The sequence below is a fragment of the uncultured Thiodictyon sp. genome (genome assembly GCA_903837595.1).
Lineage (GTDB): Bacteria > Pseudomonadota > Gammaproteobacteria > Chromatiales > Chromatiaceae > Thiodictyon.
Genome location: CAILVI010000383.1, coordinates 1 through 1,810 on the forward strand (window position 1 = coordinate 1; position 1,810 = coordinate 1,810).

Consider the following 1,810-nt stretch of genomic DNA (forward strand, 5'->3'; position numbering starts at 1 on the left):
ATTCGCCGCCGCCGGCCTCTCTCGGGTCGGGCGGCTTAATCCTTTACACCTCCAGCTTCACCTCCACCCACCACTATCGCCGATTCCTATACGCCAGTTCTACGTCGGCTTATGCCGTCCGCTTTCACACCGGCGCCGACACTTGAGCTGAGCCAGACTCAAATGACCCCTCTGTGCCCGACGCCACGCCGGCCCGTAGGTCCGGAAGATCTCCGCGACCTCCAGGGCACAACGCCCCACGGCAGGGACCTACGCAGGCGGCAAAGTCTCCAGCGGACTGACCACCTGGCGCAAGATATCCGTGGCCACCTGAGTGTACAGGGCGGTGGTATCGAGCCGCTTGTGCCCGAGCAGGACCTGGATGACGCGGATGTCTTCCTTCTGTTCCAGGAGATGCGTGGCGAAGGCGTGGCGCAGCGAATGCATCGACACCCGCTTGTCGATCTGTGCGGCCTCTGCGGCGGCATGGATGGCCCGGTTGAGTTGCCGGGTGCTGAGCGACTCGATCGGATTCAAGCCGGGAAACAGCCAGCCGCCGTCGAGCATCTTGCCTTGGGCGCGGGCCACCCGCCACCAGACGCGCAGGCGCTCGAGCAGCACCGGCGAGAGCATGGCATAACGATCCTTGTGGCCCTTGCCCTGTTCGACACGCAGCGTCATGCGCTGGCTATCGATGTCGCCGACCTTGAGGGCAGCCACTTCGCTGGCGCGCAGCCCGGTGCCGTAGGCGACCGAGAGGGCCGTCTGGTGCTTGAGGTTGCCGGCGGCGGCAATCAGGCGGGCGACCTCCTCGCGGCTCAGGATGACCGGCAAGGTGTGTGGCACCCGCACCGGCTGCATCTTGCCCATCCGCTCGGTGTCGCCGACGGTGATCTCGAAGAAGAACTTGAGGCCGGTGATCGCCGCGTTGAGCGAGACCGGCGAGATGCCGTGATCGACCAGGTGCAATTGGTAATTGCGCAGTTCTTCGATCGTGGCGGTGTCGGGCGAGTGCCCGAGATACTTCGTCAGTTGCCCCACCGCGCGCAGATAGGTGCTCTGCGTCTTGGGGGAAAGCTTACGCATCCGCATGTCATCGATCATGCGCTGGCGTAACGGACTGATGGCTGGCTTCGATGGCTCCATGATTTGCTCCTGTCAAAGAAGAGGCGGATTGCCTCCTCTCCAACATCGGCAGCCAACGGCCTTTGCAAACCACTGACCCCACCAAATACCTACAACAGTTCAGCAGTCGACCTACCGCGCGAGCGGTTTAGTCCTGTGGCCAATAGCCGTCAGTGGAGAAGAACAGAAGCGGTCCTTCCTTGGCAAGACCGAGATGGCGAAAGCAGCCTTTCACAATGCGAAACCGTTGTGGTTTATTTGGCATAGGTCCTCGTGATTCCAAAATCAAACCCTGGGCGTGCAATCCGAGTTTCCCCAGATCCACTCACCCACGACGCTGATCCGCTCCTACAGCGTGTTCGCCGTCAAGGAAGCACCAGCCACCAAGCAGGTTCTGTAGGTCGTCGTCGTCCCCCGTGCATCGCGCATGAAGTCAAAGAACTCAGCAACACTGCAGGCTACTGCAACAGCACGTAGAGGAGGCAAATCCTGCCATCAACGCCACCGAGAAGTCGGATACGTCCATACGACCTGAGAAGCTGTCGAACAAGGGAGGCTTAGCGGAACAAAGCGAAGGCGCGCCTGCGGAGGCGGTGGAGGAAAGGGACGTAACCAAGGGGAATGCTGGAGAGCCTTCTGCGGTCCGGACTCAGAGCCGGGAAGCTGCATCGATGGGGCTTGAAGGCATACGCAACGCCGCCCGAGG

Annotated in this window: 1 protein-coding gene; it reads right to left on the minus strand. The window is 61.7% G+C overall.

The annotated features are described in order from the left end of the window. Positions 1-249: 249 nt before the first annotated feature. Complete coding sequence (locus tag QZY44_RS22615; RefSeq protein ID WP_295452898.1) at positions 250-1,125, minus strand: site-specific integrase; 876 nt, start codon at positions 1,123-1,125, stop codon at positions 250-252. Between the last annotated feature and the right edge of the window lie 685 nt (positions 1,126-1,810).